This is a genomic window from Sporolactobacillus shoreicorticis, from assembly GCF_024125445.1.
Classification (GTDB): domain Bacteria; phylum Bacillota; class Bacilli; order Bacillales; family Sporolactobacillaceae; genus Sporolactobacillus; species Sporolactobacillus shoreicorticis.
On sequence record NZ_JAMXWM010000088.1, the window covers coordinates 1 to 1,058 of the forward strand.

Sequence of the window (1,058 nt, forward strand, 5' to 3'; positions counted from 1 at the left end):
GCCAGCTTCTCGGCTTCCTTAACTGCCTTCTCTGCCGCCTTCTTCTCGCGTGCCACGCGCTGCTTAATCAGTTCTTCAAGCTCTTCTTGCGTGTACGTCTTACTATCTTCGTCTTTTGGTGGCTTACCGTCTTCCGGATCTTTCGGCTTTTGATTGTCAGCCGGAGGATCTGCCGGCGGCTCGTCTTCAGCAAAGAACTGCAAATTCAATGGATATCGAAAGTCGTTCATGTTATCTCCTCACTTTTTATAGTCTTGGTTGACTGCTTATCGCATGCACCTTTTAACGCCCTGCGCACGGTCTGGGCAATAAAAGAGCACCCAACTTCTTAGGTCAGGTGCTACTTGGCTTTAAAATTTTTAACGGCCTTCTTTTTCATTTCTTCAAAGGATTTTTTCTTTTTCTTATCTACGTTCTCAGCTTTTATCCCGGTTTTTTCAAAAGTCGGGTTGTCCTTCCAACGTGGATGTTCATACGGTCCATATTCTTCAGCCATTGTACTCCTCCAAAACAATCACGATTTTTCCTGTATCCTCAATCCAGCCGTCTATGGTCTTAAAAGATGAGCCCCGCTTATATAATACTTCTTCTTCCTTATCGTTAAAACCCTTTAGATCTGCCCCATTTTTTGCATTTTTAATAATTAAGCGTACTTGATCAGCTTCATCGTAAACACCTTTGGATGCTGAAACATACTGCTTTGTTTCGATAACCTCTCCAAGTACAAACAGACTTAAATAGCTCTCAATCTGCGCTTTTGATGTAAAAAACAACGAACGATTCAGTTCGCCCTCATACTTCGGAAACTTATCCAGGGCAGAGTCCAAATTATGCATTAAGGTCTGATCGCTTTGAGTCAAGGGCATGTCACTTCTTAGCTTCTCATTTATTTTATAGGCGTCAGAACTGATATATTGATTCACCGCGCGCTCTTCATCTTCTCTCAAAACTACGGTATTATTTTCAATCGGAACAACTGTTGTCCGACACCAAACGTGGAACGGAGGATAGTTAACGCCTACTTTTGCATCCTTAAAGGCAAATTGATTGCCGTCTAA

At 42.4% G+C, this 1,058-nt stretch carries 2 protein-coding genes and 1 pseudogene; all 3 read right to left on the minus strand.

Going from position 1 to position 1,058, the window contains the following annotated elements:
• Positions 1-230 (minus strand): annotated as a pseudogene (locus tag NIE88_RS22080) (hypothetical protein); the annotation flags it as partial.
• A 110-nt stretch (positions 231-340) separates the two neighbouring features.
• The gene (locus NIE88_RS22085; RefSeq protein ID WP_253065711.1) at positions 341-496 is read right to left on the minus strand and encodes a hypothetical protein; all 156 of its coding nucleotides are present in this window, start codon (positions 494-496) and stop codon (positions 341-343) included.
• The coding region (locus tag NIE88_RS22090; protein WP_290446646.1) for an ADP-ribosyltransferase at positions 489-1,058 on the minus strand (570 nt) is incomplete at its 5' end. The genes NIE88_RS22090 and NIE88_RS22085, both read right to left, overlap by 8 nt.

Excerpts from the sequence above, each read along its gene's own strand:
- NIE88_RS22085 (WP_253065711.1), bottom strand. The coding sequence starts at position 496 with ATGGCTGAAGAATATGGACCGTATGAACATCCACGTTGGAAGGACAAC.